This is a genomic window from Aneurinibacillus sp. Ricciae_BoGa-3, from assembly GCF_028421645.1.
Classification (GTDB): Bacteria; Bacillota; Bacilli; order Aneurinibacillales; family Aneurinibacillaceae; genus Aneurinibacillus_B.
Genome location: NZ_CP116887.1, coordinates 3,920,406 through 3,934,810 on the forward strand (window position 1 = coordinate 3,920,406; position 14,405 = coordinate 3,934,810).

The 14,405-nt window shown below is 48.3% G+C and carries 14 protein-coding genes and 1 pseudogene; all 15 read right to left on the reverse strand.

The features are described from left to right. The gene (locus tag PP175_RS19945) at nt 1-1,302 is read right to left on the reverse strand and encodes a peptidase U32 family protein (protein ID WP_272439981.1); all 1,302 of its coding nucleotides are present in this window, start codon (nt 1,300-1,302) and stop codon (nt 1-3) included. Nucleotides 1,303-1,315: 13 nt separating this feature from the next. Next, complete coding sequence (locus PP175_RS19950) at nt 1,316-2,242, reverse strand: peptidase U32 family protein (RefSeq protein WP_272439982.1); 927 nt, start codon at nt 2,240-2,242, stop codon at nt 1,316-1,318. A gap of 1 nt (nt 2,243) precedes the next feature. Continuing rightward, a complete protein-coding gene (locus tag PP175_RS19955; RefSeq protein ID WP_272439983.1) occupies nt 2,244-2,879 on the reverse strand; it encodes an O-methyltransferase in 636 nt (211 codons plus the stop codon). A 66-nt stretch (nt 2,880-2,945) separates the two neighbouring features. After that, the gene (mltG, locus tag PP175_RS19960) at nt 2,946-4,004 is read right to left on the reverse strand and encodes an endolytic transglycosylase MltG (protein ID WP_272439984.1); all 1,059 of its coding nucleotides are present in this window, start codon (nt 4,002-4,004) and stop codon (nt 2,946-2,948) included. Between the two features lie 187 nt (nt 4,005-4,191). Continuing rightward, nucleotides 4,192-4,476 carry a DUF1292 domain-containing protein gene (locus PP175_RS19965; protein WP_272439985.1) on the reverse strand — a complete coding sequence of 95 codons (285 nt, stop codon included), beginning with the start codon at nt 4,474-4,476 and terminating at the stop codon, nt 4,192-4,194. 13 nt (nt 4,477-4,489) lie between these two features. Then, nucleotides 4,490-4,899, reverse strand: a pseudogene (gene ruvX / locus PP175_RS19970) (Holliday junction resolvase RuvX). A gap of 141 nt (nt 4,900-5,040) precedes the next feature. Beyond that, entirely contained in the window at nt 5,041-5,301 is a 261-nt protein-coding gene (locus tag PP175_RS19975; RefSeq protein WP_272439986.1) for an IreB family regulatory phosphoprotein, read from the reverse strand. Between the two features lie 69 nt (nt 5,302-5,370). Next, the gene (gene alaS, locus PP175_RS19980) at nt 5,371-8,007 is read right to left on the reverse strand and encodes an alanine--tRNA ligase (RefSeq protein ID WP_272439987.1); all 2,637 of its coding nucleotides are present in this window, start codon (nt 8,005-8,007) and stop codon (nt 5,371-5,373) included. Nucleotides 8,008-8,656: 649 nt separating this feature from the next. Next, complete coding sequence (locus PP175_RS19985) at nt 8,657-9,721, reverse strand: AI-2E family transporter (RefSeq protein WP_272439988.1); 1,065 nt, start codon at nt 9,719-9,721, stop codon at nt 8,657-8,659. A gap of 270 nt (nt 9,722-9,991) precedes the next feature. After that, nucleotides 9,992-10,192, reverse strand: coding sequence for a hypothetical protein (locus tag PP175_RS19990; RefSeq protein WP_272439989.1), 201 nt, complete (start codon nt 10,190-10,192; stop codon nt 9,992-9,994). Nucleotides 10,193-10,205: 13 nt separating this feature from the next. Then, nucleotides 10,206-10,409 (reverse strand): hypothetical protein, encoded by a 204-nt coding sequence (locus PP175_RS19995; RefSeq protein WP_272439990.1) that lies wholly within the window; start codon nt 10,407-10,409, stop codon nt 10,206-10,208. Between the two features lie 289 nt (nt 10,410-10,698). After that, a complete protein-coding gene (locus PP175_RS20000; protein WP_272439991.1) occupies nt 10,699-11,361 on the reverse strand; it encodes a tetratricopeptide repeat protein in 663 nt (220 codons plus the stop codon). Nucleotides 11,362-11,400: 39 nt separating this feature from the next. Further along, nucleotides 11,401-12,549: a cysteine desulfurase family protein gene (locus PP175_RS20005; protein WP_272439992.1), complete on the reverse strand. Its 1,149-nt coding sequence runs from the start codon at nt 12,547-12,549 to the stop codon at nt 11,401-11,403. A 28-nt stretch (nt 12,550-12,577) separates the two neighbouring features. Then, nucleotides 12,578-12,997, reverse strand: coding sequence for a cysteine metabolism transcriptional regulator CymR (gene cymR / locus PP175_RS20010; RefSeq protein ID WP_272439993.1), 420 nt, complete (start codon nt 12,995-12,997; stop codon nt 12,578-12,580). A 56-nt stretch (nt 12,998-13,053) separates the two neighbouring features. Beyond that, entirely contained in the window at nt 13,054-14,385 is a 1,332-nt protein-coding gene (locus PP175_RS20015) for an AAA family ATPase (RefSeq protein ID WP_272439994.1), read from the reverse strand. Nucleotides 14,386-14,405 lie beyond the last annotated feature (20 nt).

Sequence of the window (14,405 nt, forward strand, 5' to 3'; positions counted from 1 at the left end):
TTACTTCTTGCCCTTTCTCATCATGTCGTGTTCACTTACTGGCTTATCCACGCGAAGCTTCACCGTCATCATGGCATGCGGAGCAGATGTAATGGGTTCATCTTTTTCGTTCCACATCTCACTGACCACCATCCCATAACGCTCCATCTTTGGACCAAAAAACTCGACGGTATCACCAATGCTGAATTTATTGCGCTGCTGGATGGTGGCAATGCCTGAGCGGGGATCATATCCCGTTACGAGACCTGCAAAATCATACTGCGGGATATCCTCATTCTCGTCAAAAAGCTGATCAACTCCAGTCGGAACACCGTAGAAAAAACCGGTTGTCATGGAACGGTGAGAAGCTTTCCAGATCTCCTCCATCCATTCTGGCTTTGTCGTGTAGTGATCCGGATCCGCACAAAAAGCGTCAACCGCACGGCGGTATTGATTGGCCACCGTGGCGACGTAGTGAATGCTCTTCATCCGCCCCTCGATTTTAAAACTGTCCACCCCTGCCCGTATCATATCCGGAAGGTACTCCAACATGCACATATCTTTCGAGCTCATGGTAAATTCATCATCGTTCTCCCCGAACATGGGCAGGCTTTTCTTGCCAATGCGGCCATACCCGGCATCATCTTTGGGCATCGATTCGAACAGGTCATACTTCCAGCGGCATGACTGTGAGCATCCGCCGCGGTTTGAATCGCGGGCGGTGAAGTGGTTGGACAGAACGCAGCGCCCTGAGTAGGAGATGCACATCGCTCCGTGGACAAAGGCTTCGATCTCCACGTCTACATGCTCCTTAATTTCACGTATTTCTTTAAGGGATACCTCCCGGGCCAGCACGATTCGGCTTAACCCCTCTTCCTTCCAGAACTGAACCGTCTGCCAGTTCGTTGTAGAAGCCTGTGTGCTCAAATGCAGTTCAAGCCCGGGTGCTGCCTGCTTCGTTCTTTCGATTAAAGCGGGGTCCGCTACAATGATCGCGTCAATGCCGACACGTTCCAGGTTGCGCATAAAGTCATCTACCTGGTGCAGGTCTTCATTATGTGCAATAATATTGGTCGCCACGTACACTTTGGATCCGTAGCCATGGGCAAATTCCGCGGCTTCCTGCATTTCTTCAAAAGAAAAGTTGTCCGCATTTGCGCGCAGGCCAAGGCTCTGGCCGCCAATATAAACAGCGTCAGCACCGTAGCGAACCGCATATTTTAATTTTTCCAGGTTGCCAGCCGGGGCAAGCACTTCCGGCTTCTGCAGCAGTGGGCCGCGCGGAGTTATAATTTGACTTGAAATGACGCTTGTATCCGCCATTTGATTCACCTCTTTAATAAACTTGCTCTTTAAAGAAAAATCCTGTGGTCAGTGCCCGATCTTGCGGATGGAAGCTATGAATTTCCAACATTAATTTCGTAGCCTTATCGGAAAAAGTTTCCGGAGTCTCATAGTATGCATCAATGGCCCGGCGGTACACCGAAACCATGCGTGCGTTGTACTCAGCATTCTTCATGACACTCTCTATCTTTACGCTGTCGATCTCCGCATCAAGCAGTTCGTCCAGATTCTCCAGAATACACGTGTCTTCCGCACTCATGATGTGGGTTCCGTTGTGATCTTCATAGATGGGGTAGTGCAGGTCCTGCCTTTTCTCTTCTGTAATGGACATGCCTCGCTTTAGTCCGAATTCGCGGTCGTCCGCCCCCTGAATCTCGCGGTAATTGGACACCAGATCACGGCGCGAATGGAAGATACAGGTCATACCTTGAACCTGGACCTGTATCTCCACGTCAGCCTGTTCCTTAATCTCCAGGATGGCGTCCATATTTAATTCCCTGGCAAGGTAAGCCCTAACCGCCCCTTTGCGGCCCCAGTAGTTGATCGTCTCCACATTGGTTGTTAGCGTCTCCGCGTTCCAGTGTAGCTTTAAATTCGGCGCCACCTGGCGAACCGTCATGAGCACCGCCGGGTCGCCGTAAACCACAGCATCGACATTCGCTTCTGCCAGCGCTTTTATATAACCGGGCAACTCATGCAAATCATCATTATGAAAGATTTTATTTACGGAAACATAGACACGAACGTTATGCTGGTGCGCATAAGCAACAGCCTGTCTAATTTCATCCAATGAAAAGTTGCCAGGAAGCCTCAAACCGAATCGTTCATTGCCGATGTTTATTGCATCCGCCCCGGCCTCAATCACCTTTTTCACTTCGTCAAATGATCCTGCCGTGCAGAGCAGTTCTGTTTTCTTCACTTCATTCACCCCGTTTTAAGCATAAAGCGAGTCCGTCGCCAACCGGCACAAAGGTCGTGTCGAGGCTTGGATGACTGGCCAAAAAACGATTGAAAACCTGCAATTTCGTAATCATGGCTCTTTTCTTGCGCGGCAATTCTTCCTCCGCAACCATCCCCTGGTAGAGCACATTATCACAGATCAACAACCCCCCTTCTCGAAGCAGCGGATAATACTGCTCAAAGAAGACCTGATACTGCCCCTTGGCGGCATCTATAAAAATACAATCGAATGTCTGATTGCCCTCAAGGCCTTCACGGGCATCCTGGTGCAAGACCGTGATTCTGTCTGCCAACCCCGCTTCCGCAAAGTTCCGGGCCGCTCGCTCAACCATTTCTTCCGAGATTTCAATGGAGGTAATATGCGCATCAGGTGCGGACTGCGCAAACCGAATCGTTGAGTACCCGATTGCCATGCCGACTTCGAGAATTTTTTTCGGACGGTGCATCTGAAGCAGAAAATGGATCAGCTGCATGCTAGGCAGCTGGATAATCGGGATCCGCTCCCGGGCTGCTTCGTCTTCCATCCTACTCAGCAGTTTGGTCCGCTCCGGAATCAGTGTCTCCAAATACTCATTAATTTTGGCGGCGGTAATCATAAGCTCAACTCCATTGTATAATCCTTAATAAAACTTCTCCATAATACCATACGGGCGCTGCAAAATCTATTTTTTATGCTGATTGCTTCGCGCTATGTTTTTCAAGTGATCCTGGTACGTCACAGCAAAATAATGCTCGCCTGTTCCATCTTTTTTCGTCACATAATACAGGTACTGACTTTTTTGTGGGTTTGCGGCCGCTTCGATCGAAGCGATTCCCGGACTCGCGATAGGTCCCGGCGGCAGCCCTGTATTTTTATACGTATTATATGGACTGTTTATTTTTAAATCGGCGTAGGTCACCACTTGTTTCTGCTTTCCAAATAAATATTGAAGAGTAGCGTCAGCCTGGAGCGGCATCCCTTTAGCAAGCCGATTGTAAAACACCCCCGCAACGATCGGCCGCTCTTTAGGCGATCGCACCTCCCGCTCTATAATCGATGCAAGCGTCAACGCCTGATGTCGGGTTAGCTTATGCGCCTTGAACCTGGAATCCCAATCTTTTTTCCAGACTTGGTCGGTACGCTTCAGCATCTCGTCGATAACGTCGTGGGCCTTTTCATCCCGGCTAAAATGGTATGTATCGGGAAACAGATAGCCTTCCAGACGATGCTTTACTTTTAAATGGGAAGGTATGTTCTTGATTAGCTCCTCGCTGAATATACCCTTATCCGCTTCTTTGATGAAATCGGTTTTAGGAATGACACCCTTCTCAGCAACGCGCTCCGCAATTTGCTCAAGTGTATATCCTTCTGGAATGGTTACCGTATAGCTGTCATCGTATACCCTGCCTGCCGCCATCCTGTCGACTATTGAATCAATTGAATCTCCCACGGTAATTTTGTATTTTCCAGCTTTGATTTTTGCACCTAACCCTTTAGCGGTAGAATAAAGCGCAAAAATCTGGGCGTTTCGAATTAAATGATTCTCTTCCAGAATTTTTCCTACCTGTTTCGTAGACGTTCTGGGCGGAATGGTGATCACTTTTTGTTCACCCGTATTGGATACAGGCTGAAGGTTTGACCAAATGTAAAAACCTCCTCCGCCTACAAGTACAAGCAGAATAATACCAAGAATAACAAGGACTTTAACTCGTCCCGTTCTCCTCCCGTAGAGACTGGTCATGCCTTAACTCCTCTCTCTTATAAACTGCACGTATTTACTCGTCCTATTATAACAAAATCGCACAAAATTAGCGGGCTGCCATTTAAAAAAATCGGTCAACCCACTTCAACATGTTAAAGCAAAATATACTTTCCTGTACGACAAAAAAGCCGCAGTCAGATAATGACTGCGGCTTGTCTGCCGGCGATTACTCGTCTTCTTTTTCCAATTCTTCCATGATGGTTTCAAATGTTGCTTCAACCTGTTCCCACTCTTCATCACTTTCGATTGGATGAAGCGTGTCGGTTCCATCGTAGCGCAGGAAGTGAACCTCGTACTCCTCTTCTTCCTCCTGATCCACCGGAACAAGGCAAAGATAAGTACGGTCTTCAATCTCAAAAATATACATCACAGTAAAGTCGATATCCTGGCCGCTTTCATCATCTGTCAGGGTGATTACTTCACCAACGTCAATTCCATTTTCTAAGTCCATGTAGGGCCTCCTCCTATTTCGCAGCATCAAGGTAATTTTGTAATATCATTACCGCTGCCATTTTATCAATCACTTGTTTTCGTTTCTTCCGGCTTACGTCTGCGGAAACAAGCATCCGTTCAGCTGCTACGGTCGTGAGGCGTTCATCCCACATGTGAACAGGAAGATTTGTCCTGGCCCGGAGTGAGTCAGCGAAAGCCTTGCAGGATTCCCCCCGCGGACCAATCGTGCCGTTCATATTCTTGGGAAGGCCGACAACAATCTCTTCAATATTATACTGCTTAATTAGCTCTTCTAATCGTGTAAAATCCTTTTTTTGCTCTCCCGCCGGACCGTTTCGATTCCCTGGGCGGTCCAGCCTAATTCATCACTAACAGCGACTCCGATTGTTTTATCGCCCACATCAAGTCCCATTATCCTCATGCCTGTCTCCTAACTTATTAGAAAACTTAGGGTAGCCAAGCCACAGGCAAAGGTCGACAGCCTTAACCGCAGCTTGTGGATAGGAAAGCATAAGCTTTCCTATCCACCACGGGCATACTCTTGATTCGGGACAACATGAACCTACCGGTGCTGGCGAAGATAAGATTGAACAAGTTCCTCTATCAACTCATCTCGCTCCAGCTTACGAATCAGTGTACGCGCGTTATTATGACGGGGAATATAGGCAGGATCACCTGAAATCAAATAGCCAACAATTTGATTGATCGGGTTGTACCCTTTCTCCTCCAACGCCGCATAGACGCTTAGCAGTACTTCGCGGGCGTCGACTTCCACGTCATCCTGCTTAAAATTAAACTTCATCGTATGATCCATGGAACTCACTTGTCCAGCACCTCTTTCCAAGGTTCTTATCCCTAATTACTATTCGCCCTAATGCTCACAATTCCTTTTTTATAGCTGCTTACGAACCCAATCGTTTACATAATCCAGTGCATCCTGGAGCTGTTCCGGATTTTTACCGCCCGCCTGTGCCATATCTGGGCGTCCGCCCCCGCCGCCTCCGCAGCGTGATGCCACTTCTTTCACCAATTTACCCGCCTGCAGGCCTTTTTTAACAAGGTCCGGTGTAACACCCGCAACAATGTTTACTTTGCCCTCTTTCACAGAGCCGAGAACGACAACAGCGGAACCAATTTTTTGCTTAAGGTCATCAACCATATTCCGAAGGTTGTCCATATCTACACCGTTGACTTTAGCGGATAAAACATTAACGCCATCAATTTGTTCGACATTGTCCGAAAGAGATGAAGCTTCCAGGTTGCTAAGCTTCGCACGCAGCGATTCATTTTCACGTTCTTTATCCTTCATTTCAAGCTTCAGGGCTTCGATGCGCTGCGGAACATTGGCAATCGATGTTTTCAGTTCATCAGCAGCAGCCTTGAGGATGGCCAGCTGATGATTCAGGTACTGATAAGCACCGCGTCCGGTGACAGCTTCAATTCGGCGGGTACCTGCCCCAATGCCTGATTCACTAATGATTTTGAAGAGTCCGATTTCCGCCGTATTATGAACGTGGCAGCCTCCGCAAAGTTCAAGGCTGAAATCACCTACTTTAACAACGCGCACGACTTCTCCATATTTTTCGCCGAACAGGGCCATAGCCCCCATAGCTTTCGCTTCTTGCAGAGATTTATGCGAAATCGTCACACCAAGCGAGTTCCAGATTTGTTCGTTTACAATTTGTTCAATCCTCTCAAGCTCTTCCTCCGTAATCGCACCGAAGTGTGAGAAGTCAAAGCGCAGGCGATCCGGGGCTACAAGTGAACCGGCCTGGTTGACATGGGTGCCCAGCACATCTTTTAACGCTTGATGAAGAAGATGGGTTGCGGTATGGTTTTTCGTAATATCGCTTCTGGAAGCATTATTGACAACTGCGTTGACGGTATCCCCGAGTTTAATCGTGCCGGACTCAACAAGGATCGTGGACACGTGCTGCCCATTTGGCGCTTTCTGTGTGTCCTGTACAACCGCCTTCATTTTGCTGCCATCAAGTAATCCTTTATCGGCAACCTGTCCGCCTGATTCAGCGTAGAAAGGCGTCCGGTCAAGGATAACCTGGCATTCGTTTCCTGCCCCTACCATGTCAACCGATTCGTTATTGTGTACAAGTGCTAATACTTTAGCATTCGTTACGGTTTCGGAATAGCCTACGAACTCACTTTTTACGGTGATATCACCCAGCACGCCACCCTGCACCTTCATGCTCTCTTCATCATGGCGGGCTGCACGCGCACGGGCCCGCTGCTCTTCCATCGCATCATCAAAGCCTTCGCGATCCACGGTCATCTGCTGCTCCATGGCAAAGTCCTCTGTTAAATCAAACGGAAAACCGTATGTGTCGTACAACTTGAATGCTTGTTCGCCGTTAATTTGTGAGCGCCCTTCTTTTTTAGCCTGTTCAACCATCTGCTCGAGAATAAGCAGTCCTTCATTGAGCGTTTCACTAAAGCGCTCTTCCTCATTTTTAATAACCCGTTCAATAAATTCCCTTTTCTCCAGCACTTCCGGATAGTAGGCGTTCATAATCCTACCCACCGTTTCTGTCAGCGCATAGAGGAAAGACTTCTCGATGCCCAGCACTTTTCCGTACCGTACAGCGCGGCGAAGCAGGCGGCGAATAACGTAGCCGCGCCCTTCGTTAGATGGCAACGCGCCATCGCCAATCGCAAATACAACGGTTCGGGAGTGGTCGGCAATCACCTTAAGTGCTACGTCAAGTTCCGTCTTTTCGCCGTATTTTACACCCGCAATTCTGCAGGTTTCTTCAATGATTGGAAAAAGAAGATCGGTTTCATAGTTGTTATCCACGTTCTGGATAACGGAAGCCATCCGTTCAAGCCCCATGCCTGTATCGATGTTCTTCTTCGGCAGCGGCGTATAAGAACCGTCCGGGTTGTGGTTATACTGGGAAAAAACAAGGTTCCAGATTTCAAGGTACCGCTCGTTTTCTCCTCCGGGATATAATTCAGGGTCAGACGGATCATTGCCAAACGCTTCGCCCCTGTCATAGAAGATCTCGCTGTTTGGTCCGCACGGCCCTTCCCCGATATCCCAGAAGTTTCCTTCCAATCGGATGATACGCTCCTCCGGTATACCGATTTCTTTATGCCAGATTTCATGCGCTTCATCATCTTCCGGGTGGATCGTCACAGATAGCTTGTCTGGATCAAACCCAACCCACGCAGGAGATGTCAGGTACTCCCATGCCCAATGAATGGCTTCTGTTTTGAAATAATCACCTATCGAAAAATTACCAAGCATCTCGAAGAATGTATGGTGGCGAGCGGTCTTGCCTACGTTTTCAATGTCATTCGTACGAATTGATTTTTGCGAGTTCGTAATGCGAGGATTCTCCGGTATCACGCGGCCATCAAAATACTTTTTAAGGGTTGCAACCCCGCTGTTGATCCACAGAAGTGTGGGATCATCGACCGGCACAAGCGGAGCACTGGGCTCAATTGAATGGCCTTTACTTTTAAAGAAATCAAGAAAACTCTGGCGTATCTCAGCAGATGTCATAGCTTTCATCTGGTATCCCTCCGGCAATAATAATTATGTACACTTAGAAAAACATCACGGGCCATGCCGCTCTCTCCTTTCCCCTCAGAGAAGTTATTACGGCCACTTTGTGGAACGACGGACGATCGGCAAAACATCTGGGTATCTCAATGATGGAGACAGTTGCAGATCTTTTTCGCCCTCTGTTCCACACGCTCCATAGGGGAAAGAAAGGTGCGGACATCGCCTCTCGATGTTTTTCTTTCATATTTAGGGACCGTACGGTCCCATTAATGGCTTCTCAAAATATTGTTTAACTTAAAGAAGCACTTTGCTGTACACCAAAAAGCCCCCACCCTGAATAAACCTCAGGGACGAGAGCTTGATTCTCACGCGGTACCACCCTGCTTATCCGGCTCCAGCCCCAGGCTTTGCGTCGGATCGCTTCCTTACCATAAGAAGTAACGAGTCTTACAGCCCGGCAGGGTTTGCCCTGCTCTCAGGAGCAGCTTTCAGCAATTCTTCTTCTGAATACCCTCTCAACCGTGGAGCATTCTCTCTGTAGAAGGGCTACTGCCTACTTCGTTCCATCAACAATTTAAGGCTCTTTTCCATTCATTAAACAACATTCATTATACAGAGGCAAATAGGCTCATGTCAAATCTATCCTAGGTGAGAATCAGCCCGTTTTTTGAAAATGAGGATACATATGGTGAATAATGACTTTAAGTACCGCGACAAACGGTACGGCCAGGATCAAACCGGCAATTCCGGCGACCTCCCCCCCAACCATTACGGATAATATAATCGCCAGAGGATGAATATTTAGCGATCTCCCTACGATAAGCGGAGAAAATACATTGCCTTCGAGCATCTGTACGACAACATTGATGATCACGGCGTATAATGCCATCTTCCAGGAAACGGTCATCGCAAAAAGAATGGCAGGGACCGCTCCGATAAACGGCCCAAGGTACGGAATGATATTAGTCAGGGCCGTTAGGGTTGCAAATAAGATGGCGTATGGCAGATTGATAAAAAAGTAAGCGATGTATACGACAATTCCCATCACCGCACACACCATTAACTGACCGCGCACATATCTTCCGAGGGCGACATTCATTTCCCGCAGTGCGCGCATCACCTCAAGCCTGTGCTTCATCGGAATCATCACCAACACCCCGCGCTGAATGGACCGCATATCCTTGAGTAAATAGAATACGACAAAAGGAACGATAAGAATAAGCATGAGCTTATCGACCAGGTGATTCACTCCGGAAAAAAGCCCAGTAATATAACTCGTAACGGCCGCCTCCATGGTCCGGACCGTTTCAGCCATGCCACTGTGAAGGGAAAAAGGCTGGGCTGCCTGCTGGATGCGAATATGGTCAACCCAGGTGCGGTATGTACCCAGAAGGGCAGGCAATTTCTGCCCTAAGTCCTGGTACTGTCTCTCCAATACAGGACCAAAATTAATGACAATAAACGCGATAAACAGAAAAAACAACGAATAAATAAGCAGAATAGCCACACTGCGTGGAAAATGGCGTTTGTTAAGCGCGTTCACAATGGGATTTAGCAGATAAGCAATAATAAGCCCAATAAAAAAGGGGGTGGTTACTTTTTTTATCCCTATGAGGATGTCTTTTAGAAATCCACTAACTTTACCTGCCGTGAAAATAACCAGTAGTAAGAGAAGGATAAGCGTAAGGCGTTCTATCCACTTTTTCCTGTCCAACTTCATTCCGCTCACCTCTGGTTTCAAAATTTCCCGCCAATTTCAGCTATTATAGAGCAGGCCCACTCTTTAGTCTGCACAGGTGACGCACAATCATTCAGCGAAACGCTGAGAAAAACATCGCACTTCAACACTGTGAAGCACATAAGCTTTCCATATCGACAAATAGAAAGGGACCTATCGGTCCCCGCAGAAAATAACTTTAATGCTTTTAAGCGAAATATACTTATAGGAGAAAAAAGCCTGCTGATTGTTGTAATCAGCAGGCTGGTCAAACTAACGGGCCATTTTTCGGAACATGGACATCCCTGTGCGGGCCAGGATTCGTGATGAATCCCTCAGGGTTGCTGGATCAATATACCGCAAGATCCTGCCCATTCCCCCAAAATTGCCGTACCGGTTTCTTCTGCCGTTAAACATTCTAACAAGAGCATATACTGCCAGCACAAACCCTCCCACTAAGAGCGAACGTCTCATTTACCCCAACTCCTCACATATTGGTCTCAAAAGGCGGTGGGCAGTTTTCGAAAAACAAATCATTTAAGGAATGGAGACTTCCATCTTCCTCCACCTGATATACGGAAGACACTTTGTTTCCCGAGGCAACGAACTCTACAAAACAGTTCCAGCAGTAGTACTGGTTGGAGCCAATTTTTCCAATGTTTTTAGTTTGGCAGTTCGGGCAGGCCAACATATGCATTTCCTCCTGTTCCTTGTACACAGCTAACTGTGCGCTTTACGCTATCCGGTTCTGTTATTCTCTACCATTTTGCCCTCATTCATGGCAAAGTAAACCTGGCCTGGCAATAAACGCTCAAACAGGAGAATCAAGCGGCCCACCCGAAAAAACATGGAAAGGTCGTCGCTGCCTCATTTACAGTACGGCAAAGAAAAGCCCACCCTTTTCTCTCCAACCTGTAAGTAGGAAACTTGCAGTCTCCGCACCTTAGTATTGGGGAATCGAATGGGCGGCATGTCTGTTATCATTTGTCAATTTCAGCTAGAGCGTTTTGCGCCAGAATATGGCCCGGGTTTATTTCTAAGGCACGGCGCAGGACACCCTTAGCCTCTTCGATATCATCGAGAAAAGCATACGCGATACCAAGGTTATAAAAGGCATCGTCATGGTCGGGAGCAAGTTCGATTGTGTGGGCAAATTCATCCCTCGCTTCTTCCAGGCGATTGAGCCGCGCCAGCGACATGCCCCGGTTAAAATGTGCCTCCACATCATTCGGCTGTACCCGCAAACAATCATCAAAAGCGAGTATAGCCTTGTCCAACTGCTCGGACTGCATATAAGACATCGCAATCATAAAATCGAGATCTTGGTGCTTCATTCCATGATCTTTCGCTTTCTGGAAAGAAGCCCGGGCTGACTCGTAGTTGCCCACATTGAAAAATGAATTGCCTAATCCATAGTAGGCCAGTTCCAGGCCCGGATCCAGCTGGATCGCCCGCGTAAACCACTGCAGCGCATCATCCTCGTTCCCGGTGGCTGCAAGTATATTGCCTATATTACAGTACGGCTGGGCATAGGATTCATCCGCTTCGAGCGACTTCTCAAACAGCTTGAGCGCTTCTTCAACATGTCCCTGCGCTAGTTCCTGAAGGCCTAAATCATTCAATTCTTCCGCATTTTTATCCACACAAGCGTCCCCCTTTCGCAAGCGGTCCATCTTCTTCGCTTATCGCTCGGCTTTGCTGACCCGAAGTACGATTTCACCAGTTTTGATGGCTGCTTCATGTATTTGTTCTTCCGTATTTCCGTAGCCGAAGCTGAAGCGCAATGCTGATTGCAAAATCTCCTGAGCAACACCCATCGCTTCCAGCACGTGGGACACCTCAAAGGAGCCTGCCGTGCAAGCTGAACCGCTTGCTGCGGCGATACCGGCAATATCTAAATTCATGAGCATCATTTCTGTGCGGGTCCCTGGAAAGCTTACATTTAAAATATGAGGCAGATAGTGCTCCAGGCTACCGTTCACCGTGAACGGTACGTTCATTTCGCTCCATGCTTCCAGCATGATACTCCGGTATTTCTCATACTGCATCCGGTGATCCTCAAGTGTACGGCCGGAAATTTCTGCGGCTTTGGCAAAACCGATTATTCCAGCTACATTCTCCGTGCCTGCACGCCTTTTTTTCTCCTGGTTGCCTCCGTGCAGATGCGGGTTGATTTTGACGTTTTTTCCGATGTAGAGCGCACCCATACCCTTTGGACCGTTAATTTTATGGGCAGAGATCGACAATAAGTCAACCGGCAAGCTCCGCACATCCATTCTTTCCATTCCATAGGCCTGCACCGCATCGGTATGAAAATAAATGCCTTTCTCCTGGGCGATTGCGCCAATCTCCGAAATCGGTTGAACCGTCCCGACCTCATTATTTCCATACATAATGCTGATGAGAATCGTATCTTCCCGTATGGCTTGCCTGACGCTTTCGGGAGACACTCTGCCCTGTTTATCAACCGGAATGTATGTAACGTCATACCCATTTTTCTCAAGAAAAGCGCATGTATCAATTACGGCATGGTGCTCGATCTGGCTCGTAATAATGTGCCTGCCTTTATCCTTTAGAGCGGTTGCAATACCCATAATCGCTGTATTATCCGCTTCTGTACCGCCACTCGTAAAAATAATTTCCGAAGGCAAGGCATGCAGGCTTTCAGCGATAACCGAACGCGCTTCATCTACAGCGTGGCGGGTGCGCTGCCCAAAGCTATGTAGGCTTGAAGGGTTGCCGTGAAACTCCCTGTAATAAGGCAGCATGGCTTCAAGTACATCCGGGTGTAGTGGAGTCGTTGCCGCGTGATCTAAATAAATATGCTGCATGGTGTTTATCCCATCTCCTGGCTGTGATCTAAATGTAAAACATATACGAATCCATGTTGCCTTTATCTTCATACGAAATTAAATCCTGAAGGCTAGTAGAATCCAGCACCTCGCTGATTGCATCACGAATCCGAAGCCATAAGTCGCGCTTTGCCGGGTCTTCTTCTTCTTCAAATTCGACCGGGCTAATAGGCCCCTCCAATACACGAATAACATCCCCGGCGGTGATCTCTTCCGGTGTACGGGCCAGAATGTACCCACCGTAAGCCCCGCGAATGCTTTTGACAAGGCCGTGATTGCGCAGCGGCGCAATGAGCTGCTCCAGGTAATGCTCAGATAAGCCATTCTTTTGGGCGATGGACTTTAAGGAAACCTGTCCCTCACCATACCGTTTGGCCAACTCCATCATAATTGTCAGGCCATAGCGGCCTTTGGTTGATATCTTCAAACAGTTCACCTCTTTTTCTTATTCTGCCTACAATTAATACGAAACAGCAGTATTTTTTATTTCTCCCTTCGAATGGTACGCAAGTATTCTTTGATATGGCGTTCGTAACCAATGTCCTTAGCCTCATAGAAACCGCCCTTTACGTTATCAGGCAGGTACTGCTGTTCAACGTAGCCATTCGGGTAGTCATGTGGGTATAAATAGCCCTTGCCGTGGCCAAGTTTTTCAGCCCCTTTGTAGCTTTTATCGCGCAAATGCACAGGGACAGTTCCATGCCCGTTGCGGCGGACTTCTGCCAGCGCCCTGTTAATCCCGGTATATGCCGCATTGCTTTTCGGTGCACCGGCAAGGTATGTGGTAGCCTGTGCCAGAGGAATCCTCCCTTCCGGCATGCCTACCAGCTCCAGGGCCTGCAAAGCAGATACCGCCACCTGCAAGCCCCGCGGATCGCCATTGCCTACATCTTCAGAAGCGGATATAACGAGGCGCCTCGCGATAAACCGGGGGTCTTCCCCTGCATCTATCATTCGGGCCAGCCAGTAAAGGGCACCATCGGGGTCAGAGCCGCGAATGGACTTGATATAAGCAGAGATCGTATCGTAATGGTTGTCTCCTGATTTATCATAGCGCGCAGCGCGCCGCTGTATAGAGTCAACGGCCACCTCAAGCGTTATTAGAATGAGCCCCTCCTTATCCGGCGGCGTGGTGGCAACGGCCAATTCAAGAGCATTAAGCAGTCTGCGGCTGTCCCCTTCTGCGTAATGGATCAGATGGCTGGCTGCTTCCGGGTCCATACGTACAGGCAACTCACCATATCCACGTTCCTTATCACGCAAAGTGCGTTCAAGAATTTCCCCCATTGCTTCCTCTGAAAGTGAATAGAGCTGAAAAAGCTGGGAACGGGAAAGAAGAGCAGGGTTTACTTCGAAAAAGGGATTTTCCGTGGTAGCCCCAATTAAGCGGATCGTCCCATCCTCAACATAAGGAAGCAGCGCATCCTGCTGAGACTTATTAAAGCGGTGAATCTCATCCACAAAAAGCGTTGTGCCTTGTTCATACATCGCGTGGCGCTGTTTTGCCTCATCCACAACCCTGCGAATATCAGCAACTCCTGCTGTAACGGCGTTAATATCAGTAAAATAGGTTTGTGTGGTCCGTGCAATAATGCGCGCCAGCGTTGTTTTTCCGGTACCTGGCGGCCCGTAAAAAATAAGCGAAGAAATTCGGTCGGCTTCAATGGCGCGGCGGAGCAGCTTGCCAGGTCCAAGAATATGCTGCTGGCCGGCAAACTCATCGAGTGTCCGCGGCCGCATGCGATCAGCCAGCGGTTGATTTTTGCCTTTTCCTGAACTTCTCTCTTCTTCGTCAGCGAAAGAGAATAAATCCAATCTGTGCACCCTCCCGCTCT

Excerpts from the sequence above, each read along its gene's own strand:
- PP175_RS19945 (WP_272439981.1), bottom strand. The coding sequence starts at position 1,302 with ATGGCGGATACAAGCGTCATTTCAAGTCAAATTATAACTCCGCGCGGC.
- PP175_RS19955 (WP_272439983.1), bottom strand. The coding sequence starts at position 2,879 with ATGATTACCGCCGCCAAAATTAATGAGTATTTGGAGACACTGATTCCG.
- mltG (WP_272439984.1), bottom strand. The coding sequence starts at position 4,004 with ATGACCAGTCTCTACGGGAGGAGAACGGGACGAGTTAAAGTCCTTGTT.
- PP175_RS19965 (WP_272439985.1), bottom strand. The coding sequence starts at position 4,476 with ATGGACTTAGAAAATGGAATTGACGTTGGTGAAGTAATCACCCTGACA.
- alaS (WP_272439987.1), bottom strand. The coding sequence starts at position 8,007 with ATGAAAGCTATGACATCTGCTGAGATACGCCAGAGTTTTCTTGATTTC.
- PP175_RS19985 (WP_272439988.1), bottom strand. The coding sequence starts at position 9,721 with ATGAAGTTGGACAGGAAAAAGTGGATAGAACGCCTTACGCTTATCCTT.
- PP175_RS19990 (WP_272439989.1), bottom strand. The coding sequence starts at position 10,192 with ATGAGACGTTCGCTCTTAGTGGGAGGGTTTGTGCTGGCAGTATATGCT.
- PP175_RS19995 (WP_272439990.1), bottom strand. The coding sequence starts at position 10,409 with ATGTTGGCCTGCCCGAACTGCCAAACTAAAAACATTGGAAAAATTGGC.
- PP175_RS20005 (WP_272439992.1), bottom strand. The coding sequence starts at position 12,549 with ATGCAGCATATTTATTTAGATCACGCGGCAACGACTCCACTACACCCG.